Annotated in this window: 22 protein-coding genes; 20 read left to right on the forward strand and 2 right to left on the reverse strand. The window is 48.2% G+C overall.

Features of this window, described 5'->3' with window-relative positions; translation table 11 throughout:
• Window positions 1–157 precede the first annotated feature (157 nt).
• Entirely contained in the window at window positions 158–400 is a 243-nt protein-coding gene (locus tag PHQ97_01550) for a hypothetical protein (protein MDD4391417.1), read from the forward strand.
• 17 nt (window positions 401–417) lie between these two features.
• Here PHQ97_01550 and PHQ97_01555 read toward each other — a convergent pair whose 3' ends face one another.
• The gene (locus PHQ97_01555; GenBank protein MDD4391418.1) at window positions 418–768 is read right to left on the reverse strand and encodes a response regulator; all 351 of its coding nucleotides are present in this window, start codon (window positions 766–768) and stop codon (window positions 418–420) included.
• Between the two features lie 377 nt (window positions 769–1145).
• Between PHQ97_01555 and PHQ97_01560 the strand changes: the two genes are divergently transcribed.
• From PHQ97_01560 to PHQ97_01570, 3 genes are all read left to right on the forward strand, one after another.
• On the forward strand, window positions 1146–1865 hold the full coding sequence (locus PHQ97_01560; GenBank protein ID MDD4391419.1) for a single-stranded DNA-binding protein: 720 nt from the start codon (window positions 1146–1148) through the stop codon (window positions 1863–1865).
• Window positions 1866–2605: 740 nt separating this feature from the next.
• Window positions 2606–3175 (forward strand): cupin domain-containing protein, encoded by a 570-nt coding sequence (locus PHQ97_01565; GenBank protein MDD4391420.1) that lies wholly within the window; start codon window positions 2606–2608, stop codon window positions 3173–3175.
• A 22-nt stretch (window positions 3176–3197) separates the two neighbouring features.
• A complete protein-coding gene (locus PHQ97_01570; GenBank protein MDD4391421.1) occupies window positions 3198–4844 on the forward strand; it encodes an AMP-binding protein in 1647 nt (548 codons plus the stop codon).
• Window positions 4845–5193: 349 nt separating this feature from the next.
• On the opposite strand, the gene PHQ97_01575 is transcribed toward PHQ97_01570, so the two are convergent.
• Window positions 5194–7302, reverse strand: a complete 2109-nt coding sequence (locus tag PHQ97_01575; protein MDD4391422.1) for a PAS domain S-box protein — start codon at window positions 7300–7302, stop codon at window positions 5194–5196.
• Between the two features lie 125 nt (window positions 7303–7427).
• Between PHQ97_01575 and PHQ97_01580 the strand changes: the two genes are divergently transcribed.
• From PHQ97_01580 to PHQ97_01655, 16 genes are all read left to right on the forward strand, one after another.
• Window positions 7428–7892 (forward strand): hypothetical protein, encoded by a 465-nt coding sequence (locus PHQ97_01580; GenBank protein ID MDD4391423.1) that lies wholly within the window; start codon window positions 7428–7430, stop codon window positions 7890–7892.
• Window positions 7893–8008: 116 nt separating this feature from the next.
• Entirely contained in the window at window positions 8009–8305 is a 297-nt protein-coding gene (locus tag PHQ97_01585) for an STAS domain-containing protein (protein ID MDD4391424.1), read from the forward strand.
• Window positions 8306–8407: 102 nt separating this feature from the next.
• Window positions 8408–8779, forward strand: a complete 372-nt coding sequence (locus PHQ97_01590) for a response regulator (GenBank protein ID MDD4391425.1) — start codon at window positions 8408–8410, stop codon at window positions 8777–8779.
• Window positions 8780–8784: 5 nt separating this feature from the next.
• The gene (locus tag PHQ97_01595; protein MDD4391426.1) at window positions 8785–10980 is read left to right on the forward strand and encodes a chemotaxis protein CheA; all 2196 of its coding nucleotides are present in this window, start codon (window positions 8785–8787) and stop codon (window positions 10978–10980) included.
• The gene (locus PHQ97_01600) at window positions 10977–11549 is read left to right on the forward strand and encodes a cytochrome c family protein (GenBank protein MDD4391427.1); all 573 of its coding nucleotides are present in this window, start codon (window positions 10977–10979) and stop codon (window positions 11547–11549) included. The genes PHQ97_01595 and PHQ97_01600 overlap by 4 nt, the downstream gene beginning before the upstream one ends.
• Before the next feature lie 16 nt (window positions 11550–11565).
• On the forward strand, window positions 11566–13878 hold the full coding sequence (locus PHQ97_01605; GenBank protein MDD4391428.1) for a methyl-accepting chemotaxis protein: 2313 nt from the start codon (window positions 11566–11568) through the stop codon (window positions 13876–13878).
• Window positions 13878–14327 (forward strand): chemotaxis protein CheW, encoded by a 450-nt coding sequence (locus PHQ97_01610; GenBank protein MDD4391429.1) that lies wholly within the window; start codon window positions 13878–13880, stop codon window positions 14325–14327. Before PHQ97_01605 ends, PHQ97_01610 begins: the two co-directional genes overlap by 1 nt.
• Window positions 14328–14356: 29 nt before the next feature.
• Window positions 14357–14800: a hypothetical protein gene (locus PHQ97_01615; protein ID MDD4391430.1), complete on the forward strand. Its 444-nt coding sequence runs from the start codon at window positions 14357–14359 to the stop codon at window positions 14798–14800.
• On the forward strand, window positions 14797–15075 hold the full coding sequence (locus PHQ97_01620; protein ID MDD4391431.1) for a chemotaxis protein CheB: 279 nt from the start codon (window positions 14797–14799) through the stop codon (window positions 15073–15075). Before PHQ97_01615 ends, PHQ97_01620 begins: the two co-directional genes overlap by 4 nt.
• A gap of 60 nt (window positions 15076–15135) precedes the next feature.
• Entirely contained in the window at window positions 15136–16047 is a 912-nt protein-coding gene (locus PHQ97_01625) for a diguanylate cyclase (protein MDD4391432.1), read from the forward strand.
• Between the two features lie 140 nt (window positions 16048–16187).
• A complete protein-coding gene (locus tag PHQ97_01630; protein ID MDD4391433.1) occupies window positions 16188–17087 on the forward strand; it encodes a PHP domain-containing protein in 900 nt (299 codons plus the stop codon).
• A gap of 138 nt (window positions 17088–17225) precedes the next feature.
• A complete protein-coding gene (locus PHQ97_01635) occupies window positions 17226–18674 on the forward strand; it encodes a hypothetical protein (protein ID MDD4391434.1) in 1449 nt (482 codons plus the stop codon).
• A gap of 26 nt (window positions 18675–18700) precedes the next feature.
• A complete protein-coding gene (locus PHQ97_01640; protein MDD4391435.1) occupies window positions 18701–19363 on the forward strand; it encodes a hypothetical protein in 663 nt (220 codons plus the stop codon).
• Between the two features lie 122 nt (window positions 19364–19485).
• Window positions 19486–19884 (forward strand): hypothetical protein, encoded by a 399-nt coding sequence (locus PHQ97_01645; GenBank protein MDD4391436.1) that lies wholly within the window; start codon window positions 19486–19488, stop codon window positions 19882–19884.
• A 39-nt stretch (window positions 19885–19923) separates the two neighbouring features.
• Window positions 19924–20364, forward strand: coding sequence for a Fic family protein (locus PHQ97_01650; GenBank protein ID MDD4391437.1), 441 nt, complete (start codon window positions 19924–19926; stop codon window positions 20362–20364).
• 572 nt (window positions 20365–20936) lie between these two features.
• The gene (locus tag PHQ97_01655; GenBank protein MDD4391438.1) at window positions 20937–22184 is read left to right on the forward strand and encodes a site-specific integrase; all 1248 of its coding nucleotides are present in this window, start codon (window positions 20937–20939) and stop codon (window positions 22182–22184) included.
• Window positions 22185–22459 lie beyond the last annotated feature (275 nt).

Below are 22459 nucleotides of genomic sequence, written 5' to 3' on the forward strand. Positions count from 1 at the left end.
GTGTCATGGCTTTTTTCAACGAACGGACATAATTTTTCAAAAATCCATGTTTAACCCTGATCTTGAATAAACAATAGTATGAAACCTGTTATAACGCCTCTTTATGCCGGGCAGCATCTCAGATTTGATCTAATGACTGAGGAAAATGAGAACTACTATGAGAATGCTGGCGGATTTTTCCCCCGAATTTACCGAACTGCTGGACAAAATGGACGACTTGTATGCGGAAAAACGCACCATCGATGAAAAAACTTATCCGTTCATCTGGTTTGCGCGACAGCTGACCGGATTCAGAGACAGCGTATTGCGCCAACGATTGGGCCATGCCTTCTCTAAAGAACTTTCACGGATATACGATATGCTCAATGAAGTGGAAAACATTCTCGAATCAAAAAAATAACATCCGGCCATCAGGCCTCATTTCAGCGCCTTGATACAATCTACCAGCTCCTTTGCATTAAAAGGCTTCCGAATCATTTTATCGATCCCCGCTTCGTCGGAGTCATACCCCAGCTCGGCTTCTGAATATCCCGAAATGAGGATTTTAACACTCCCGGGTTGTGTCCGGCTGACTTTCCTTAAAAAATCAATCCCATTCATTCGCGGAAGGTCATAATCGCAAATCACGACATCCCAGATCTCCCTGCACACAAAGCCCAAAGCGCTTTCCGCATCGTTTACGGCAACGATGGACTGGCCTTTTTTCCTGAAGTAGTAAGAAATAAAAAACCGTATACTTTCTTCATCTTCAACCAGGAGTATTTTCATTACACCCTCTGCAAGCCGTTCATATCATGCCGGAAAATTCACCCGTTCAAAGCGTTATCGATATCAGGTCGAAATATCAGTTTTTATTGAAAAAATCAAAAGAAAAACCATCTGACGACAGCCATCTGTTTCAAGCCATTATAAGCATACCATAAAGTAATTGAAAAAACAGGCGTACACCCGATTTGAACTTCTCACACACCGTTCATGCCACACGTGCATCTTAATTCTTGCGAACAACCCTGCCGACTGTTATGGTAGCGTCCGGTGGCACTGCTTTCCACATTTTCTGCGCCAGACGCAACAACATTTACCGCACGCCAGTGCGCTTGCGTTTTTCACTCATCCAAAACAATAAAAATACCGGGTTAAACACGATGTGTCTCAACGAACTGAACACCATCACCGATGATTTGATTGCCGAACTCAACACCCTGGCGTTTACCCCTCCGGTCTCACATGTGTACAACCCGCTTGAATATGCCAGAGAGCCCTATCGCCTCTATCTGAAACGCTTTGCAACGCCTCCAAAGGAAGCTGTTTTCATCGGAATGAATCCGGGCCCCTGGGGAATGGCCCAGACAGGCATCCCTTTCGGCGAGGTCAACGCAGTCAGAGACTGGCTGAAAATTGAAGCTGCCGTTGGATCTCCGAAACACATCCATCCCAAACGGCCGGTAACCGGCTTTTCCTGCCACCGCTCCGAAATCAGCGGAAAACGGTTGTGGGGCTGGGCACAAAAAAAATTTAACCGCCCTGACCGGTTCTTTGCCCGGTTTTTAGTCCTCAATTACTGCCCCCTGCTTTTCATCGAAGCAAGCGGCCGAAACAAAACCCCGAATTCACTTCGTATCGTTGAGCGGGCCAAAGTGATCGACATCTGTGACCGCGCACTGCGCCGGACCATCCAGGTCATCTCTCCCGAATATGTTATCGGAATCGGGGCGTTTGCCGAACAACGGGCCGCAAGAGCGCTGGCCGGACTCGGCATTCCCATTGGCCGCATCACACATCCGAGCCCGGCAAACCCCAAAGCCAACAGGGGATGGGAAACGCTAATTGACACGGAGCTGTCCCGGTTAGGCATATACCTGTAATCGATAAAAAACTAGTTGATTTTTATCTCAAAGACAGATAGGAAGTCAAACTCAGCCATATATGAAACATATCGTCAGGCGTTGGTTGATTATCGTGACCTCCTCATATCGACTATAAAATCAGCCGGATTTTTTTGCTGTTCCTTTAAAATCAATGCCAAAATATTCGGACAAGTTCTGTCGACAGACTAAGTCACTTTCTCCGTTCAACGCGCTTAAGGATAAATACCTTCGCCCACAAACCAGTGTGCCGGATAGTGATACTGCAGTCAAATCGCGTGGGCATGAATGAATAAACGGTGCGAGCGCATAAACGGCAAAGCCGTATCCAGCGCCACAATAGCGCAGGAAGGCTCTCATTCGTCATATTTCAGTGTTATCATCAGTTGACAAAACAGCAGCAGACCGTCATGAGTTCTGGCATCCGGGCGATCTTGTTTACCTGTCAGCGCAATATGCTCCTGACGTTACTTTTTCATGCTCAAGACATGCGTTTACTTTTTCCAAAAAAGCCATGACGCGATGACTTGATATATGCATCACCGAATCCGTTGATACTCACTTTCGGGCATCGTCAAAAATAAACCGGGATTTGTGTTCGTCTTCAAGGCGTGTGAAAGAGTGCATAATTGTGGTATATGCCCTTTCAGACACCGAGGAGGGCGGACAAAAAACAGTCAAAACAGTACAATTTATTTTTGCCGGAGCCCCAATCCGAAAACCGCTATAAAGGAGGAAAGATGAAAATCGAAAAGGTCGGCCAACGTGTTAAAAATTTAATCGAAAAAAGAGGACTGACCATTGATGAGCTTGCAGGGCAGACAGGTCTAAGCAAAGAGTTTATCTTGTCGGTTCAGGAAGACGACATATACCCGTCTCTTGGCCCCCTGCTGAAAATAGCCAGGGCGCTGGGCGTCCGGCTTGGAACGTTTCTAGATGACCAGATCACTCAGGACCCTCTGGTGATCCGCAGTCATGAGCGGCAAAAAGAGTTGAGCATGCTTTCCGGCAAGGGCAAACCCGCGGCACTGAACTTCTACTCTCTCGGTAAAGGCAAAAGCGACCGGCATATGGAACCGTTTTATGTCGAGATTCTGCCGGAGTCGGCAAAAGAAAAATCTCTCTCCTCCCATGAGGGCGAAGAATTCATCGTGGTGCTTTCAGGAGAAGTCGAAGTTCTTTACGGGCAGAAAATGCTTTCACTGAAAGAAGGGGACAGCATTTACTACAATTCCATCGTGCCGCATTGTGTCAGCTGTAAGGGAGAGCAAAAAGCATCCATATACGCGGTCCTGTATTTTCCGGAATAACAGATCAACGGGAGGAATATAAATGACGGAAACAAATATAAGATCGTACACTTTCGGCCGGATGCTCGACGAAACCATTGAAAAATTCCCGGACAATGATGCCCTGATATATGTGGACAGGGATTTTCGTCTGACATATCGTGAATTTGGGCAGGTGGTCGACACGCTGGCAAAGGGGCTGATGGCCTTGGGCATTGGGAAGGGCGAAAAAGTCGCAGTCTGGGCAACCAATATTCCCTACTGGGTTGCATTGCAGTTCGCCACGGCCAAAATGGGAGCCATCCTGGTGACGGTCAATACCAATTATAAAATCACGGAACTTTCTTATCTGCTCAAACAATCGGATACCGAAAATCTGTTCATTATCGACGGATTTCGCGATACCGATTATGTTCAAACAGTTTACGACCTGGTGCCGGAACTCAAAACCCAGGAACGGGGCCATCTGAAAAGCAAAAATTTTCCTTATCTCAAACGGGTATTTTTCCTCGGCCAGGAAAAGCACCGCGGCATGTATTCCCTTCCGGAAGTCATGGCCTTGAGCGCCATGACCAGCGATGAAGCCTACCAGAGCCGACAGGCGCAGATTGATTGCCATGATGTGGTCAACATGCAATACACCTCCGGAACGACAGGCTTCCCGAAAGGCGTCATGCTGACTCACTATAATGTCGCCAACAATGGCTTCTGGATCGGCGAGAATCAAAAATTCACGTCAAACGACAGGGTGTGCATTCCCGTCCCGCTGTTCCACTGTTTCGGCTGTGTGCTGGGAAGCACCGCCGCGGTCAGCCATGGCAGCACCATGGTGATTCTGGAAGGCTATGATCCGGTCATGGTCATGTCATCCATCGAACAGGAGCGCTGCACGGCCGTTTACGGGGTGCCGACCATGTTTATCGCCATTCTGGAACATCCGCTTTTCAGCAAGTTTGATTTCAGCACGCTTCGAACCGGCATCATGGCCGGCTCCCCCTGCCCCATCGAAATCATGAAGGCGGTAGCTGAAAAAATGAACGCCCGGGAAATAACGATTGTATACGGCCTGACCGAATCATCCCCCGGAATTACACAGAGCAAAACCACCGATTCTCTGGAATTGAGAGTCCGCACGGTGGGCCGCCCCATGCCCGAAATCGAGGTGAAACTCGTTGACCCCGAAACCAACGAAGAGGTACCGGCAGGTCAGGTCGGCGAAATCTGCTGCAGGGGATACAATGTCATGAAAGGCTACTACAACATGCCCGAAGAAACCGCCAAAGCCATAGATAAAGACGGATGGCTGCATTCCGGCGATCTGGGCGTCATGGGTGAAGACAGTTATATTTCCATCACGGGCCGCCATAAAGACATGATCATCCGGGGAGGTGAAAACATTTCACCACGGGAAATCGAGGAATTTATCTATCAAATGAAAGGGGTTGCGGATGTACAGGTGGCAGGTGTCCCCAGTAAAAAATTCGGGGAAGAGGTCGGCGCCTTTATCATCCCTAAAAAAGGATTCGATCTGACCGAAAGCGATATAAAAGACTTCTGTCGAGGCAAGATCAGCCGGTACAAAATCCCAAAATATATTGTCTTTGTCGAGTCATACCCACTGACCGCAAGCGGCAAGGTTCAAAAATACCAGTTGAGGCAGATGGGCGGCCGGCTTTTTCCGGAGGCTTAAAATTACATTGTTCGAAACGGGAAAATTCACCGCAGAGGCGCAGAGGATGGAGATTGAAACGGGCCTGCTGATCAACTTCAAGCAACTGATCGACGGAATTCAGCGTTTAACGCTCTGATTCTCTGTGAACTCTGTGGTAAAAAGCATGACAATGGCCATGAAACAGACCGATCTTCGGGGCCGTTACGAAATAACCATTACATTTCTAACCATTTCGTTACGGCCCCTTATGCTCAGTCTCTTCCATAATGACCTTTCCAGACCGTTAGAGCCGTTTCTTCATCGTCAATTGAACCGAGTACTAATGGGGTATGCTCCTTTTTGATCATATACATCTTACAATATTTTGTTAACCGAGCATCTGATAACCCTTCTCGTTGAATAGTTTCAGACAGGCATTGACCGCATCTGCGTCATAAAGCTTTCCCTTATTGTTCTCGATCTCTGCCAGCGCCGCATTTAATCCGATAGCAGGTCGGTAAGGTCGATGCGAAGCCATGGCTTCCACCACGTCGGCTACAGCCAGTATCCGGGCCTCGATGAGAATTTCTTCCCCCTTCAGATGTCTCGGGTAGCCGGAACCATCCATCCGCTCATGATGCTGATAGACGATCTCCGCCAACGGCCAGGGAGACTCCACATCCTTCAGCATCTCGAATCCTTTGCCGGCATGTTCTTTAATCAGGGCAAACTCGAGCGCTTTCAGTTTTATTGGTTTTGACAAGATTTCCGCCGGAACGGACATTTTCCCGATGTCATGAATGCTACCCGCCATGCGGATGCCTTCAATTCTCTCCCGGGGAAGTCCCATTTCTGTGGCAATAGCGCGGGCAAGATCGGCCGACCGGTTCTGGTGACCGGCCGTATAGGGATCTCTTGTTTCCACAGCCGCTACCATGACCTGAATGGTGGTGCCAATGGCTTTCCTGAGACTTTCGAGGCTCCGCAGAAGTTTCTCCTCCACCCGCTTACGTTCGGTGATGTCAATTATAATACCCTGGTAATGGGTTACCGATCCGTCAGGCCCGCGCCTCACCCATGTCCTGCTGTCAATCCAGCGCATCTCCCCGGATTTTGTAAAAATTCGGTATTCCTGAGTAAACTCGGATCTGCCTTCATAGGAATACTGCTCAACTTCGGCGCCTACCCTTGGGAGATCATCGGGGTGGACAATGGAGGCAAACGCAATCCTGCCGCTTGTAAAGTCATCAGGGGTGTAACCATAGCATGTGAGATTGTCTGAAACATATTCCACCGGCCATCCCGGTGCGGCTTTCCACAGCCAGGCAATTGCCGAGCTGTGGTTGATAATAAATTCCAGTTCCTGCCTCTTGACAAAAGCAGCCTGCAGCGCCTGCTGTGCCTGCTTGTGCTCGGTAATGTCGCGGATACACTCGATAGCGCCGACAAGTCGTCCCTCGGAGTCGTGAAGCGGCGAGGCCTTGGCCCAGACGAATGCCCCTTTGCCGCCATAAAGGGCGGGACAGAATACCTCTATGACGAGATTATAGCCTTCTCTTTGCAGAATGGGGTACTTTGCGGCAACTTCGTGCTCAGATTCCCAGAAAAGATCCATGAGCTGCGGCCGGGCCACCCCGTAAAAGGGGAGTGTATAGGCATGGTCTCCCTTGCCGATCATTTCCTGAGCAGGGATGCCCGTCATCTCCTCGATCGCCCGGTTCCATATGATGATCCGCCTGTCTTTATCGATGGCCAGGGTCGCATCCGGAAGGAATTCGATGATGTCGGACAGACGCTGTTCACCCTCGCGCCGGGCAGCTTCTTCAATTTTGCGCTCGGTAATGTCATTGTACAGGACCTGAAATTGCGGCTCGCCGTTCCATAAGCTTTCCTTGCGGAAGACCTGGAGGTTGAGAACTTCTCCGCCTTTTCGAACGATGCTGATCTCATAGTCGGAGGGTACAAACTCGCCCCGCTGCCTTTTCCCACGCCTGAGAAGATACCCGGCGTAGCTCTCCGGGGTATAGCGTTCTTTTGCAGAGGTTTTCTTAAATTCCTCAATGCCTTTGTAACCATACATATCCAGAAGGGTCTGGTTGACATAAATCGTTTCACCCGCTTCAGAGACAATGCGAGCGCCCAGCGGAGAATGATCGAGAAAACAATGGAAATTCTCTTCAGTCTTTTTCAGCGCCTCTTCCGCCTGCCTTTTTCCCTGTCTGACCTCGGCTTCTTTGAGTTCCCGCTCGATGGCGGGGATAAGACAGGAGCGCTTATCCTTCATCACATAGCCGTGGGCGCCCTGTTTGATGCAGGCAACCGCCGGCTCTTCGCCGATCCGGCCGGAAAGGACGATGCAGGAGAGATCAATCCCGGATTCTTCCGTTTCCACCCTTTCAAACAGAACCTCGTAACCGCCATCCTTTAGACATTCCATTATCAGGAGGGCGTCGTCTTCCCTGTTCTCTACCAGCAATAGATGAATCAGCTTTCCCATCCCTTCCCTCTCTCAAATATTTTCTGATTATAACGAATTATAAGGAGTGATAAAGAACTGGACAAAGCCAAGCCTTTCGCATGTGGCTGAATTGACAGGTTTAGCCTTAAAAAGCAAAATGACCCATGACGAATCCGGATTCAATATCAACTCTCCGTAAAGACAGTACAATTGTTTTGCCTTTTGATCAAGACTATTATCCTGAAATAGTTGCAGACTCTGTTGCATTCAGAGCTGAGCTTGATCATTTTATAGACCTTTACCCCGAGTTGTTTCCTTCTCAAATCAAAGCCGGATATCGAATGAAAGCCGAACGATATTCAAAAAGGCTTTCACTATGCATTCGCAGAATCGAAATCACTGGTTCTTATTATAGCGCCCGGCCTGGTTTCATCATGCCGTATATGACAGCAATAACCGAAAAATTTGAGAAGGCCCTGTTTTTACCAAAATTCGATGTATCCTTTTGGGCGATCGCTTATGTCTTCGGCAAAGATGTCATGCACTGGTATCGGCTTGAGAATTGCCTTGGTCGAAACAAAAAAAATCACCGCAGAGGCGAAGAGAGTGGTAAAAAGAAAGACATTTGAACAAGCCCCTTGCAGCGGATTTTTTTTTATAATCATAGGACTTGCGTCAGTCATTTGGGCGTGATAATTCAATACCTGAATCGCAACGGACATCTTTAAGAAAGAGGGACTATGCAATGGCAGTTCAGCAGTTCAGCATTACCCAGGACGCCGATGGAACCTTTCGTTTTAAAGGTGAAGTGACTATCCATAATATCGAATATTTGAAAGGTTTTTTAGATACCACATCTGCCAGGTCAAAAAAAATAACTCTCGACATGGCGGATGTTTCATATGTCGATACGGCATCACTTCAACTGCTGATAGCATTCAGAAAAAGTCAGAAAGCGAAAGCTAAATTTGAAATCCGGAACGTTTCCAGGGAATTAAATACCCTATTGGAGATCAGCGGCCTTAAAAAATTTCTTCTGTGACAATCCAGCTGACTTGCATAAGATGCGGTTTACAAAAAATACTGATTACGATCTGACAATGATTTAAAACACTTAATTATCAGGAAGCCCCGGGGGAATACAGTGAAACACATCATGATAGTCGATGATTCTCCGACCATTCGCGCATCTGTCTCATTCTGTGCTCAAAATGCCGGATACACGGTTACCGAAGCAGCCGATGGCCAGGATGCACTGGATAAAATAGCGCTCATGGAACAGGACGGATTGATTCCTTCTCTGATCATAACCGATGTCAATATGCCCAGGATGGATGGAATCACCTTCATAAAAAATATTAAAAAAAGCGATTTTCGCTATATTCCCATTCTTGTTCTGACAACCGAGTCTGAAGAAGCCATGATTGAAAAAGGCAGGGCATCAGGGGCATCCGGATGGCTGATGAAACCGTTTCAACCCGAACAGTTGCTGTGGGCAATTAAAAAGCTGGTGTAGACTCAATGAATGATACGGACGAGACCCTGCAAATTTTCTTTGCTGAAGCTGAAGATCTGTTTAAAATCGCTGAAGAAAGTCTGCTCAGATTAGAAGATTCCCCCGGACCCGGACCTGACGTTGAAGAACTTTTCCGGGCGCTTCACACCTTGAAAAGCGGCTCTGCCATGGTCGGTTTCGAGACTGTTTCCGAATGTGCTCATCTGATTGAAAATTTACTGGACCGCATCCGAAACAATGAGCTGACGATCTCAAAGCCTCTGATATCCTTTCTTTTGAAAGGGGTGGATTTAATTCGTGAAATGGTCGACCGCAGTGCCGAAGGCAGGCCCGCAGCTTCGCCTGAGACCATCACGGACTTTAAAAATCAGCTGAGCCGCTTTCCGGGCAATGACGCAATCCCGGACCCGGAAACATCTCCCCCGCAAGAGACGGGCCCAGCCCCTTACGCCGCACCTTCAAAAAAAAATCTCCCGGCAAAGTCGGCAGCCCCCGCTCCCACAGCAGACCGGCCATCGGACAGCTGCCGCTATTACCGGATCAATCTTCAATTCAAAAGAAACTTTTTCGACTGTGGCCAGGACCCGCTGATTCTCCTCCGCAATCTCGGCGATCTGGGAGATACGATCGAAATCGTTGCCGATATTTCCCAAATCCCCCGATACGATGATCTCATTCCCTGTGAGCTGTATATCATATGGAAGCTGGTACTGAAAACAACGGCCCCGCAAAGTGAACTCGAAGATATTTTCATATTTGTCCGGAGTGAAAACCGGATTGATATCGATGATATTACAAACCATTACCAGAACGATGTGGATCTTCAGGCGGCCAATTTGACCATTGGCGAGGCGCTTGTTGAAAAAGAGGGCATATCCCGGCAGGATATCAAACAAGCCCTCCGCAAGCAGAAAAAAATCGGGGAAATTCTGATCGAAGATGGCAAAATTGACGAAAAAACGCTGGATAAAATCGTCGCTCTTCAGGAAAAAAGCCGCTCGGCATACCGTAAAACTAGTATCCGGATCGATGTCAATAAAATCAATTACCTGGTAAACCTTGCGGAAGAAATCGGTATCGGTCTGTCAAAACTTGAGAAGCTGCTGTACGAGCCTGGCCATGTCAACCTGAATGATATCGAGCAGGAACTGGAAAATCTGACCAAGGTGAATCAGGAATTTCAACAACGGGTTACCAACGTCAGGATGTTTCCCCTTGAAGGCACCTTCACCCGATATCTGCGCCTGGCCAGAGATACAGCATGCGAGCAGAACAAACAGATTAAAGTCGTTCTTTCCGGCGTTGATACCGAGCTGGATAAAGAAATCATCGAATACATTACCGATCCACTCAAGCATATTGTCCGAAACTGCGTAGATCACGGGATTGAACCGCCGGAAGAACGAATCGCCGCCGGCAAACCGCCGGAAGGCCGTCTGGACTTCCGGGCCTACCAGAGAAGCGGAAAAATTTACGTGGAGATCAGTGATGACGGCCGGGGACTCAACGTTGAAAAAATCCGTCAGCGTGCCATTGAACAGGGGCTCATTACGGCGAAACAACCCCTGGATAACGATGCGCTCCTAGAATGTATCTGCCGACCCGGATTTTCAACCGCCTCTTCAGTCACGCCAATGTCGGGTAGAGGCGTAGGACTGGACGTGGTCAAAACCCAGGTGGAACGGCTCGGGGGAATCCTCAGGGTCAACACGCAGCCCGCAAAAGGCACCACCTTTACCCTGGCACTTCCCCTGACCTATGCGCTGACCCATTCGCTGCACCTGATATGCCGTGAGCGATCGTTTCTGATTCCTATCTGGGGGGTCGTCGCCACCGAACGGTTCAATCCTGCCCGGATAAAAACGTTCGGGGCCGATGAAACCCTGTATAAATTCAGAGAGAACTATATCCCCCTGATGGACATACCCCAATTTTTCGATTTAACCAGAAAAAATACCCCCCTGTCAGGCAACATACTGGTATTTATCGATACCGGAAAAAAGCAGTTCGCGCTTATCGTCGATGATGTACTCGATCCACATCAGGTAGTCGTTAAAACCCTTGAAACCAATTACCGGAGCGTTCAAGGCGTCTCAGGTGCCACCATACTGAGTGATGGTTCTGTGGCGCTGGTTTTAGATCTCTTGGGACTTGAAGAAATGTTCTTTAAACAACCTTCTTATTCAGGGAGTGAGACATGATGATCATAAAATGGCTGGTCTTTTTATTGAACAGGTGCGATCAGAATGCGGCCATGCCGGAACATTGGAGGCGTGAAGGAACGCTTGCCGATGTGTTACCCATTAAAAAATTCCTGTCCGTAACCGTGGTAAGCATCTGTCTGACCGGGGTATCGTTTCCCGCTTACGCTCAACAGGCGATCGACAATGGCTATGTCGGATCTACATCATGTCAGCCCTGTCACAAAGCACAGTATGAAAATTTTCAAACCTATGCCCGGAAGAGCAAATCGTTTGACAGTGTGCGAAAAATGTCAAATGGGCTGACCCCCGATGAGATCAAGAATTGCTACACGTGTCACTGTACCGGCTTTGGAAAAGCCGGCGGGTTTATCAGCGAAGACAAAACCCCGGAACTCAAGGACGCCGGATGCGAGGTCTGTCATGGGCCGGGTCAGCGACATATTAAAACCCGGAACCCCGATCACATTTTAAAAGAGGTGACGATTCAAATATGCCAGGAATGTCATACCGAAGACAGGGTAACATCTTTTCGATACACACCGGTAATTCATGCAGGGTGCCATTAAACGGGAGGGTGCACGGATGATCACTATTTTTAACAAACTGCTGAGACGGACAAGGTTGCGCGGCAAGATACTGGTTACCACCATTGTCATCGTCGTATTCTTTATGGGATTGAGTCTGGTTCAAAGCCTCTCCCTGCACAAACAGACCGCCATGGATCAGCTGGCCAATTTTTCGAACGATCTGATCGGAAACACCTACAGCACGGTCAGGTCCTCGATGATCGTCGGCCAAAGCAATATCGTAAAAACCCAGTTAAAAGATATCAAAAACAACATGGGCGGTGTACATTTTTACATTACCGATTTCAAAAAACTCATCTCCTATGCGTCTGAAGACAAGCGGATCGATCAGAATATGAACCGGTTTTTCGGTAACGATGAACTGAGTCAGGCACTGGATCAATCCTTGAAAACGGGAATCGCCCCGGAGAGGTCCTGGCAGGAACTCGATACCAACATCCCCTTTTTGACAACCATAAAACCCATTTTAAATGAATCGGCCTGTTTTCACTGCCACGGCTCCAGCCGCAAGATTCTGGGCGCAATGGTCATCAAACAGCCCGTCACAGGGATATATACCGCCATCCGCAACTCTCGAAACGAACTGATTCTGTATTTTGCAGGATCTCTGGTCGGGCTGGTACTGATTATCAATTTCATGTTTTCCAAACTGGTGACGCAACGCATCCGCAGCCTCGAAGAACAGGCCAATAAACTTGCCGCGGGTGATATCAACATAACGGCCGATGATGACTATATCGATTCGATCGGAAGGCTTGCCCGCAATTTCAATTTAATGGTCAAAAATATCAAAGACCGGATGGAATACGCCAACAGCCTGAAACTGGGAATTTCAGATCCCTTCTTCATGGCCGATCCGGAAATGAAAATCACTTATTTTAATGCCGCCGCTGAGCAAATGACCGGCATACCGGCCGGCCAGGCAATCGGTAAAACCTGTCAGGAAGTGTTTGGGACAACCACAAGCAGCCCGTTCAAAAAAGTCATTGAAACGGGGACTGCACTTCTCGGCCAGCGCATCACCGTAACAGATTCAAACGGCCGCGAGATACCGGTGATGACCAGCGCTTCTCTGCTGCGCGATTCATCCGGCAAAATTCTGGGGGGATTTGAAATAATCCGCGATCTGACCACTGAAGTCGAAGCGGAAAACCGGCTGCAGGAAGCCTATCTCAGAGAAGAAAAAGCCAAACAGGCCATGGAAGACAAAGTCCATGAACTGTCCGAAATTCTTGCCCGGGTCGGGCAGGGGGATTTTACCATGAGAGCGGCTGAGACCGGCGCCAATGATGCCATGGACATCCTGACCACCCGCATCAACAAAACGCTGGACGGCATCGTCTCTCTGATTACCCAGGTCAAATCCCATATCATACCGGTTTTGAAAGGGATCATGCAGATTTCTCAGGGCAATCAGAGTCTGTCCCAGCGAACGAAGCAACAGGCCTCGGTCATGGAGGAAATCAGCTCCACCCTGGAACAGCTGGTTTCCAACACCTCCCAAAACCTGAACAATACCCGCCATGCCGATACGCTTTCCAAAGAGGCGCTCGATGTGGCCAAAGCCGGCGGAAAACAAATCGAAAAGACGGCACGGGCCATGGTTGAAATGTCGGAGGCCAGCAAAAAAATCGTTGAAATGATGGACCTGATCAACGAAATCACGTTCCAGACCAACCTGCTGTCGATCAATGCGGCCATCGAGGCAGCCCGGGCCGGAGAGCAGGGGCGGGGTTTTGCCGTGGTCGCCAACGAAGTCAGAAACCTCGCCAAGAGAAGCACCGCAGCGTCCAAAAACATTAAGGATCTGGTCCGCGAAATTTTAAATACGGTAACAAAATCCGGGGAATGGGTCGAAGAGCTGAAAACCAGCTTCGCCAAGATCATGACGACAGCGGAACAGGTCTCTATCGCCTTAAATAACGTATCTGTAGGCACGGAAGAAAGCGCCACCGGCATCGAACAAATCAGTGAAGGAACCGCCAGAGAACTCGTGGAAGTCAACGAGCAGAATGCCGTTTTTGTCGATGAAATCGCCCGGGAAACGCAAAAGCTCAAAGAAAAGTCTGAACAGCTTAAAAATATCACCGAGATTTTCAATCTGGGTGAAACGAATCAACCGGATGAGTTGGACGACTCCGGGTACACGGACACACGAAACGCATTTTCTTTTTCCGGAAAGGAGAAACGGTCACCCATACCTTTCGGAGATTCCCTTCAAAAAAATATTATCCATAAATCCAACATCGATCATTTAAAAAATGACCTGCTGGAAGACGACTTTGAAGAAGAATTCGAGGAATACTGATGGTGGAAGCCCAATATGTTGTTTTCTCAATCAATGAGCAGATTTTCGGAATTGAAATTTCAAAAATAAAAGAAGTCCTGAGCTATCGGAAGATTACGCCTCTGCCCCATGTCCAGGGGTTTGTCAAAGGGATCATCAACCTCAGGGGCATGATTCTTCCGGTATTTGATCTGGGCAAAAAATTTAATTTTGTCAGAGGTGACTACAGCCCCTACCATGTGATTATCGTGATGGAAATATCCGGAAGGGTGATGGGCGTCATCGTTGATGAAATAACCGATGTTGTCGAAATTTTTTCTGAAGAGCTCCAGACCACGGAAAACCTTCCCACCACGCTTCGACGGGACTACCTCAACGGGGTCGGAAAAAAGAACGACGAGATGATCATTCTCCTGAATATCGATCGGCTGCTCAGCCCGGAAGAACTTGAACTGGCGGATGCAACGTAGCGACCGGATTTTACAGGAAAAAAAATAACATGAACGAATTTTACAGCAAAAACCTTGAAAAAAATGTGACCATGCTCCGAGCCGGTGAGTATCATGCATCCGCCAGGGGGGAAATTCTTTATGCCATCCCGGGTTCGTGCATGTCCTCGTGTATCTGTAATACCAGAAACAAAATCGGGGGCATGAATCATTATCTGCTTCCCAACATGATCCATCCCGAAGAAATACTGACCTCCGATGTCGGCAGATACGGAATGTATTCCATGGAGCTGCTAATCGGAGACCTGATTAAATCAGGTACTCAGCGTAAAAATCTGGTGGCGGCAATGTACTCAATTTCAGATCCGGCGACGATGCGATCATGGAGTCAACTATCCGATTTGCCAGAAAATATCTGGCGCTCGAGCAGATTCCAGCCATCAGCCAGGACCTCGGAGGCAAGGTATTCATCGCTCCCGGAGGAAAACACATGAGGCTCGCCCGGGATTCACGAGGATATTTTATCCGGATCGATCCGTCTCCGCCGCGACTTCACCAACGCCCCTCTATCGATATTTTATTTCATTCGGTTACAACGCATGCAGACAAACAGGACAGCGCCGACGGGCTTCTCGCCATGCGGAAGGCAGGCGCCGCCTATACCATCGCTCAGGATAAAGGCAGCTGTGTGGTGTTCGGCATGCCTAAAGAGGCGATTAAACGGGGGCCGCCGCCGATACGGCTCCACCGGAACCCATCCCGGGGTTGATTCTGGCAAATGGGCACCGATAACCACACTATTTATCACTGAACGAGGCTCAACCGGATTATGGCGACCATATTGATTATTGATGACAGCAAGCTCATCGCCCATGTGGCAAAAAACATTTTATCCAAAAGAGGTCATCGTGTTCTGCTGGCCCCGAATGGAGAAACCGGACTGCAAATTGCACAAAACCAGTACCCCGATTTGATTCTTCTGGATCTGGTAATGCCCGGCATCGATGGTTATGAAGTCTGCAGGCGTATCAAAAAAAATGCTTCAACCGGAGACATCCCGATTATCATGCTGACCTCCAAAGGCGAATCGGCTGATAAAGTCAGAGGACTTGAACTCGGGGCATCCGATTATGTCACCAAGCCTTTTGATGAAGCAGAGCTGGTGGCCCGGACCAATACGCACCTGAAAATCAAGGAGCTTTGTGAAAGCCTGCAGGGAAAAAACCGCCAGCTTCTGGAGATGGCCACCCGTGACGGATTGACCGGGTTGTTTAATCACCGGTATTTTCAGGATGCGGTCACAAAGGATATCAAACGGGCAATGCGGTATCACGAATCGTTATCATGCGTAATGTTTGACATCGACCTTTTTAAAAAATTCAATGATACCTATGGCCACCAGACCGGAGATATGGTTCTAAAAACGCTGGGGCAACTGATACAGCATAATAAGCGGGACAGCGATCTGGCCGCCAGATACGGAGGGGAAGAATTCGCCCTGCTGCTGTATCATACCATTTCCGCCGATGCGATTACGATTGCGGAGCGACTCCGCAAGGCCGTGGAAAAGCATGAATTCAAAGCGTATGATTTGATATTGAAGGTGACCATCAGTTTTGGCATTGCCACCTATCCCCATCCGGATATCATGGATGCCAAATCATTGATCGAATGCGCCGACAAGGCGTTGTATCGGGCCAAAGAAGGCGGCAGAAATCAGGTAATCTGTGATCTGGGCTGAGCCCCATGCGGGATACAAGTTTTCTTCTGTACATTTTAAATAAATTTCAGAAAGTTGAACTATCCTTTCAGATATGCTATAGAACAATTTCGTTTATTTCTGAATAAAACAGCGACTCGATCGCTGTTGTTAAGGAGACAATGGAAAACACGCATAAGATTCTATTTGAAAAGCCTGACCTTTCCCGGCTGCTGCCTCACAATACGGTAGTGGACCTGCACTTTCATTCTCACTATTCTGACGGCATCAATTCCATTGATGACATTGCCCGAAAAGCAGCCGAATTCGGTATCGGGATAGCCATTACAGACCATAACGCCATCGAAGGGGCCGTTGAAATTGACAGCTACAGGCATATTCTCAGCATCCCGGGCATTGAGGTCACATCGCAAAAAGGCACCCATCTGCTTGTTTATTTTTACGATATTGAAGGCTTGAAACAGTTTTACACGCGCGATATCAAGCCCTTTCTGGGAAATGATGTCATGAGTTCCATTTCCCTGAACCTGTCGGATATCATTTTCCGCGCAAAACAGTATCACACGGTTATTATTTTCCCTCATCCCTACTGTACTGCGTACACAGGCCTCTTCAATCTTCATTTTTCCGAAGAACAGCAAAACGATCTGTTGAACCAGGTCGATGGCGTGGAAGTCATCAATTCGGAAAACCTCTACAAATGGAATTTAAAAAGCGCCGTACTCGGGTTTAATCTCGACAAGGCCGTTACCGGCGGCAGCGACGGGCACTGCCTGGAATACATGGGGAAAACCGTCAGCTATGCACCGTGCCCGGCCAACCGTAACGCCTTTCTGGACTGCATCCGGCAAAAACGCAACAAGGTTGTCGGAAAAGAGATTGATATGCTGAAAAAAATCAGATCCAACGGATTAAAGATGAAAACGAATTTCAGAAATTATCCGAATCTGGTCGAAAAAAACTTCAAGTATTCATGTATCGTAATTCATGCAAAATCCAAGTTCCTGAAAGACAGCGTCAAACGAAACATCAACCGGACACTGAACAAACTTGCCGGATAAAAAATCCCGGGCTCTTTTTCTCATTTCCCCGCCGATAGTTCTTGCCATTATAAAACGTATCCGATTACTATACAGATATATCCGCTGGCGCCAGCATGACCCGAATCCGTCTGATATCTGAGAAAAAGTCGAATCCGCATGAATCCCGGCATCGACGGTGAATGTGCAGGATTTCTTCCCAACAGCCAAAAAGCTTCCAGGCTTACAGAGCATAAACCAATAGCATCACCTTCGACACGAACATTCTTTGAACAAAAAGACCAGCTGACCATGAATGCGCAGACATACTATCAAACAGTTTTCAGCAAACTGCAAAACTGCTTCGAATTCAGTCATTATGTTCTCGCGGCCGGACCGGAGCTGATATCCGAAGGGGCAGATCCTTCGTTTCCGGCCATCGCCGCTCCGATAGACCGGTTAGAGGCATGTACGGCTCACCGGGGCCTGCAGGTCCACCTCCCGGTCATCGGCGAAAAATCACGGTCGGTTCTCATGCCCCTTGATTTTGAAATTTTCCTCGCCGATGAAAATCACCTTCTGTATACAAATCCCGACAGCCAGAAGCACTTATTTGAGCAGATCCTGCCGCTGAGCCGTTTTCTAGAACATTTTTTCAGAACCAGGGGCATTCCCTATCTGCTGGATTATACCCCATCGGGCGGCCACATCCTGTTCCACAACCCGATGGGGCAGCGGGCGACCGACGAGCTGATCCGTATCGGATATCTGGAAGCTGACCTGAAAGCCGCCTGTGATTTTATCGACCCGACGGATATCCGTCGCTGCTGCGGCGTCTCTCATGATGCCGCCCGGGTCTTCAGCGGTCTTGGCAAAATTGCCGAATACATTTCCCTGATCACCATGAACGCCTTTCAGCGAGAGGAAGCAGGGGCCAGTCTCCCGGTGGTCATCTCCGATGCGCTGGACCGCGCGATCAACTTTGACAATACGTGGGCCGAAGGCTCCCCCTTTATGCGATCCATTCGAAGCCCTTTCAGCCTTCACAAAAAAAATATCGAAAAATACGGGGTTTCTCATCACGGCCCCCTGGTGGATGTGATCGGAACGTATTTTGACGGCACAAATGCCATTGAAGAACCCGATACGAACACAATCCTCGAATGCATGTGGAATCTGAAAAAAGCATCGGCCCATGCCCGACAGTTTTCCGGTCATATTCCCTGTTCCAATGACACCCTGATCGATCTGATCAACGAATATAAAGCCTCTGATCTATACCGGTTTCATCAGGAGTTTGACCAGCAGGAGGATATCCCCAGAGGAAGGGCCATAGAATATGCCAGGCAGGAAGAACGGGTGCCGGACTGGGCAAGGCATATTCTCTATCATCCCAATCCATCCGCCCTCCAGCCAAAAAATCTGATCGGCCTTATTTATGATTTTTTAATCCGCGCCAGCTGGAAACCGCGGCATATCGCCAACATTCTCAGGGATCTGTATCAAAACCCGTCGTTTAACTGGACGCAGGATTTTTTCAAATATCCGGCCGAAGAAAAAGCCAACTTCTGGGCCAGGACCTACAGCGCAGTAACCCTGTGGAAGACCGGACGGCTGACCGTTTCCTGAAAAGCCGTCCCGAAAAGAGGTTAGAGATGAAAACCGTCACTCTGTCTTATTTTGTAGTCCTGTTCATTTTTTGTATCCAGTCGCCGGTCCGGGCAGGCGTTACGCTCAATATTTCCGACGACACGCCGGTCGATCCGGGGCTCCAGGTCCAGCGCATCGTCGTTTCAACTGGGGAAAGCCTTCTTTCCGCCTGCCCCGAAAAAAAACAGCCCTTGAGTTTCGGGCTATCCTATGATGGCCGGAACCGCTTGACAGAAAATGCGGCAAAGGGCGATATTGACTGCCAATGGCTGGTAGTGGCCGCCCTTGCGGAGTATCCCTCCATAACCGGGATCATCTTCAGAGAAGCGGGTCGCCCGGCGCTTGATCCGGATGATGCCACGCCACTAATTGCATTACTTCAGGATGCCCCGAAAAACCCGGGCGACGGCTGGTATATTCAGGCCGGCTATTTTATTTCAGACTGGGATCTTGAGCCCTGGGCTTCATATCAAAGGTGGGAAAAAAATATTCCGGATGCCGGTGAAAGCTGTAACACCTGGCAACTCGGCCTGTCGTATTTTATAAAAGGTCACACCGCCAATATAAAAATCGGCTATGAAAGATTCAAAACCGATGCGGATTCAGCTGAAGCAGCAGATAAAGACGCCATCGATACGATACTGACGGAATTCTGCATTAGCTACTGAACTGCGACCGGGTAAAAAACCTGGCATTCATGAGCGACGTACGGATGTTATACCGGAGCTATTCATAAAGTGATTTCGGCATTGCAGCCCGGAATATTTTCAAAAATATTAACGTTTTGATCATGGCAGAGCAAATTGCACGTTTTGACAAGTCCGAATTCTGTCGGTATAGTCATGATGTATCTGAATGGCAACTCGAATCGAGTATTTTGACAGATATCATTATTTTGTTCAGCGGTCACAAAAAAGGAAAAACCCAATGGCCAGATGTTCCGTATGCAAGACCCGAAAGGCGAAAAAATGCATTCGAACAGGCCCGTTGCTGCGGACCTCGCAAGCTCGGCCGCGGAAAAGCAATCATGCTTGCTAAGCGTCAATTAGCTGAATTTGTCTGTGATGCAGTGAACCTGGAGGGGATCAATTTTACCCTGCCGGAAATCCAAACTTTATTGGAGGGAATTACCGTTGGCGGACATAAAGTAACTGACCAGCAAATAGCGCTGAATCAAGCATATACATGACAAACATTATTTGAGTTAACAGGAAACAATCAATTTGAAATCACGCTTGAAAAAATCTGTGCGCTTCATCTAATAGCTGCCAAGGACGAAGCTTTGGAGTGGGGCAAGTTCCGATCCGGCGGAGTTATTATTGCGGGAACAGACTATATGCCGCCACAGGCAGATTCGTTACCGGAGTTGTTTGAAAAAATGGTGGATGATTCATGCAGAATATCAGACATTTACGATCAAGCCATCCATTTTTTTCTTACAATGGCGAGATGTCAATTTTTTTACGGTGTCAATAAGCGTATGGGGCGTTTTGTCATGAATGGGCTTTTGTTAAGTCGTGGATACCCGGCAATTAATCTTCCGGCGAAAAGACAATTGGAATTTAATCAATTGATGCTCACTTTATACCAGACGGGAGATCAGGCACAGATGAATACCTTCCTGCGTTCGTGTTTAGATGAAAAGGTTATAAAAATCATGAAAGAATAATTGGGGCTTGATCATAACTGCGGCCATATTTTGCTGTGCGTAGCCTCGGAGTCCCGCCCGTTGCCGGCGTACGACATGGCGCGATCCGGGAAAAAGATGTCGGGGCCATGAAGCGTTAAAAAGCGCAAACGGTTTGAGGCTTGCCGAGTTTTTGTGCTTTAGCTTCATGGCCCCGGCATCCCCCGGATCGTGCTGGAGAAGGCGGCAATGGGCGGGACGGGCCCCGTGACACTGTGGCCGCAGTTATGATCAAGCCCTTATTTTCATTGTTCGTCACATAATTTCACAAGCCATAATTAAAAAGTAGGGGAACAGTGGCTTATTCAAAAAAAAAAGGGCTTGACCATAACTGGCCAAACCCTTGATTTTTAAAGTGCCGAGGAACGGAATCGAACCGCTGACACGGGGATTTTCAGTCCCCGAAATTCATTTTCACACACCTTCACAAAACGCCATAAAACCATTGACATAGTTGAGTTTTCTTTATATCCTACCTTCACAGCACATCACTTAAAATCACCCCTTTTCACCATTTTGTGGGGGAACAGTGGGGGAACAGGAGAAAGCAACAAATGGCTAAAGACTGGCAGACGACCTCATACCCCGGAGTCAGGTTTTACTCTCACCCCACCCGCAAAAATGGGGTTCAGAAAGATAGAAATTTTTGTATCCGCTACCGTTTTAAAGATCAGGAAAAGGGTGTAAATATACGCAAAGAGGAGATGATCGGCTGGGCCTCTGAAGGCTGGACCATACAGAAAGCGGCAAAAGAGCTTGCCGAATTGAAAAAAAACCATTTGACCGGGGAAGGACCGCAAACCCTTTCTGAAAAACGGCAGCTGAACAAACAACTTCGCGAAGAATCTCAGCAGGAAGCCGAACAACTTGAACGGGAAAAGATCACTTTCCGGGAATACTTCGAATCTGAATATTTGCCGAATGCAAGAGAGACGAAAAAGCCCGAGTCTGTCCGAAAAGAACAAGAACACGTCAAGAACTGGATCGGACCGGCTACCGACAACCTTCCGTTGAAGGAACTCAAGGCGCTTCACCTTGAACGTATTCGTTCCAATATGCTTAACGGGAAATGCGCTGTCCGCTCCAAACGAGTGAAGGTTAAGAAACGCTCCCCCCGCAGTATTGAATACGTTTTTGCAACCTTCAGATCAGTATGGAATCATGCACGGGATCGGGGAGTTGTCACAACGGGCAGCCCCAGCAAACAGGTCAATCGTCCGAGGGTAAATAACCAGCGCCAACGATTTCTTTCCCGAGCCGAAGCCGACCTACTCTTGAAACAGATTGCGGAGAGCAGCCAGCAGACCCATGATATTTGTCTTTTAAGCCTTCATACCGGCATGCGGTTTTCCGAGATTGCATCCCTTACCTGGGGTTGTGTGGACACGACCGGCGGGCGGATTCAGATTCTTAACGCCAAGGGGGCCAAAGACCGCACCGCATTCATGAGGAGGGAAGTCAAAGAAATGTTTGCACTACTGGATCTATGCAAAAATAACGAGCTTGTGTTTAAAAGCAGAACGGGCGGACGGATCGGAAAAATATCGAAGGCATTTGACAAGGCCGTGGTGGACATAGGGCTGAATCAGGATATAACAGACCCTAAACAAAAATTTTCATTTCACTGCTTACGGCACACCTTCGCCAGCTGGCTGGCGGAAGAGGGGGAGAGCCTTCAAGTTGTGCAGAAGCTTCTAGGGCACTCAACACCAATTATGACGCAACGCTATAGCCACCTCGGCGATAATACACTTGAAAGGGCAGTTCTGAACTTCGATAAAAGTAAAACAGATAGCAGGTGATAGCAAAAACAACTTACTGATATTATAGACATACCCAAAAAGCAGGTGACATTCCCACAAGTTTGGATCTATAGCAGGTATCTGTAATTGGAAAATTTCAAAATTGTTTGAAAGTTCTGTAGAAGTCACTTTTGGGATCAAAAAATGTCCTCTAAGCCGTATTCAGAGGTTCGTTTTTATGTAAAAGTTTTTTTTATTTTAATGCGATAGTTCGGGCCGACCCACCGCATGCCATAGCACCGCGAGACAGCACAATTTTTGGATATTCAATTTTA

This window comes from Desulfobacterales bacterium, assembly GCA_028704555.1.
Taxonomy (GTDB): domain Bacteria; phylum Desulfobacterota; class Desulfobacteria; order Desulfobacterales; family JAQWFD01; genus JAQWFD01.

Excerpts from the sequence above, each read along its gene's own strand:
- PHQ97_01595 (MDD4391426.1), top strand. The coding sequence starts at position 8,785 with ATGAATGATACGGACGAGACCCTGCAAATTTTCTTTGCTGAAGCTGAA.
- PHQ97_01625 (MDD4391432.1), top strand. The coding sequence starts at position 15,136 with ATGGCGACCATATTGATTATTGATGACAGCAAGCTCATCGCCCATGTG.
- PHQ97_01620 (MDD4391431.1), top strand. The coding sequence starts at position 14,797 with ATGAGGCTCGCCCGGGATTCACGAGGATATTTTATCCGGATCGATCCG.
- PHQ97_01615 (MDD4391430.1), top strand. The coding sequence starts at position 14,357 with ATGAACGAATTTTACAGCAAAAACCTTGAAAAAAATGTGACCATGCTC.
- PHQ97_01605 (MDD4391428.1), top strand. The coding sequence starts at position 11,566 with ATGATCACTATTTTTAACAAACTGCTGAGACGGACAAGGTTGCGCGGC.
- PHQ97_01600 (MDD4391427.1), top strand. The coding sequence starts at position 10,977 with ATGATGATCATAAAATGGCTGGTCTTTTTATTGAACAGGTGCGATCAG.
- PHQ97_01655 (MDD4391438.1), top strand. The coding sequence starts at position 20,937 with ATGGCTAAAGACTGGCAGACGACCTCATACCCCGGAGTCAGGTTTTAC.
- PHQ97_01645 (MDD4391436.1), top strand. The coding sequence starts at position 19,486 with ATGGCAGAGCAAATTGCACGTTTTGACAAGTCCGAATTCTGTCGGTAT.
- PHQ97_01635 (MDD4391434.1), top strand. The coding sequence starts at position 17,226 with ATGAATCCCGGCATCGACGGTGAATGTGCAGGATTTCTTCCCAACAGC.
- PHQ97_01580 (MDD4391423.1), top strand. The coding sequence starts at position 7,428 with ATGACGAATCCGGATTCAATATCAACTCTCCGTAAAGACAGTACAATT.
- PHQ97_01640 (MDD4391435.1), top strand. The coding sequence starts at position 18,701 with ATGAAAACCGTCACTCTGTCTTATTTTGTAGTCCTGTTCATTTTTTGT.
- PHQ97_01610 (MDD4391429.1), top strand. The coding sequence starts at position 13,878 with ATGGTGGAAGCCCAATATGTTGTTTTCTCAATCAATGAGCAGATTTTC.
- PHQ97_01565 (MDD4391420.1), top strand. The coding sequence starts at position 2,606 with ATGAAAATCGAAAAGGTCGGCCAACGTGTTAAAAATTTAATCGAAAAA.
- PHQ97_01630 (MDD4391433.1), top strand. The coding sequence starts at position 16,188 with ATGGAAAACACGCATAAGATTCTATTTGAAAAGCCTGACCTTTCCCGG.
- PHQ97_01550 (MDD4391417.1), top strand. The coding sequence starts at position 158 with ATGAGAATGCTGGCGGATTTTTCCCCCGAATTTACCGAACTGCTGGAC.
- PHQ97_01570 (MDD4391421.1), top strand. The coding sequence starts at position 3,198 with ATGACGGAAACAAATATAAGATCGTACACTTTCGGCCGGATGCTCGAC.
- PHQ97_01555 (MDD4391418.1), bottom strand. The coding sequence starts at position 768 with ATGAAAATACTCCTGGTTGAAGATGAAGAAAGTATACGGTTTTTTATT.
- PHQ97_01575 (MDD4391422.1), bottom strand. The coding sequence starts at position 7,302 with ATGGGAAAGCTGATTCATCTATTGCTGGTAGAGAACAGGGAAGACGAC.
- PHQ97_01560 (MDD4391419.1), top strand. The coding sequence starts at position 1,146 with ATGTGTCTCAACGAACTGAACACCATCACCGATGATTTGATTGCCGAA.
- PHQ97_01585 (MDD4391424.1), top strand. The coding sequence starts at position 8,009 with ATGGCAGTTCAGCAGTTCAGCATTACCCAGGACGCCGATGGAACCTTT.